Below are 1,262 nucleotides of genomic sequence, written 5' to 3'. Positions count from 1 at the left end.
GCGTCACATCGGCAATCTCGGAGATCATTTGAGTAGTACTCTCCACCGCCGCTACAATCTTCTGGAGGGCTCCTCCCACCTGCTCGCTCAGTTGCGCACCCTCCACAATCCGGTCCGTGGACTCCTTAATCAGTGCCGTGATCTGGCTGGCAGCGCGGTTGCATCGTTCTGCCAGCTTGCGGACTTCGTCAGCCACCACGGCGAAGCCCATGCCGTGCTCACCTGCCCGGGCTGCCTCAATCGCCGCATTGAGGGCAAGCAGATTGGTCTGGCTGGCAATGTCCGAAATGACACCGATGATTTCGCTGATCTGATTGGCACTCGCCCGTATCAGTTCCATCGATTCCATCGACTTTTCAACCGACTGAGCGCCCGTGTGAGCCAATTGATCGGTATCCCGGGCCTGCACCGCTGCTTCCGCAGCTTTCTGCTGAATCTCCTGAATCAACTGGCTCAGGGTTTCCACGGAGCGGGTCACCGATTCGATCGCCTCAACCTGGCTTTGCGCCCCCGCCGCGATATCCTGCGAACGAGTGGCCACAATCTGCGAGCCCTCAGCAAACTGGTTGCCACTCTCCACCACATTGGCCACGAGGACCTCCAAACGGTCAATAAATCGATTGAACCACATCGCGAGTTCACCGAATTCGTCACGTGTATCGGCCGGGAGCCGCTTCGTCAAATCGCCCTCACCCTCAGCAATGTCTCGGAGAATCTCGGCGGTCGTGCGAATCTGGCGAAGTGTCGTCCGAATGAGATAAAAGACGCCCCCCATACAGAGAATCCCGCCGAGAACGACAGAACTAAGGAACACGAACAGGATCTTCCGTGCCCGGTTTCGGACTTGATGGCTGCTCTGCTCCATCTCCTCTGCAGCCGTCTCGACAGCGTGCTGATCTGCAGCAATCGCACGATTCCGCTCGGCCGTCGCTTTCAGGACCCGTTCGATCTGGGCCTGCTGTTCGTCCTGCATCACATCGAGGATATGCCGGGCCTCGTCAAAACGGGCCACCGAGGCGGCCCTGCTGATTTCCGTGGCGGCCTCGCGCTGATCAGGGTGAGCCGCTTTGGCCACCACCTCGCTGGTCACAGATTTCCACGCCTGGAAAGCCTCCTGGAATTTCTGATAAAGCTCGCGGAGGGTAGGCGAATCGTATTTTTCAAGGGACTTTTTCATCCGCTCTTCGGCCTGTCCGAGGTTCTCCTCGCTGGCCTGCTTGGCTTTTTCCCATGCCTCGGGGGTACTGGCGGCGAGGGCTTCC

The 1,262-nt window shown here is 58.8% G+C and carries 1 protein-coding gene; it reads right to left on the bottom strand.

Going from position 1 to position 1,262, the window contains the following annotated elements; all coding sequences use genetic code 11:
• Positions 1 to 1,262 (bottom strand): methyl-accepting chemotaxis protein (locus H5U08_RS19220; RefSeq protein ID WP_297036912.1); only part of this gene is annotated, 1,262 nt, incomplete at both ends.

The organism is Thermogutta sp., from assembly GCF_014359955.1.
Taxonomy (GTDB): Bacteria; Planctomycetota; Planctomycetia; order Pirellulales; family Thermoguttaceae; genus Thermogutta.
The sequence above is the reverse complement of the archived record's forward strand: the minus strand, read 5'-3'. Positions and strand labels throughout refer to the sequence as shown.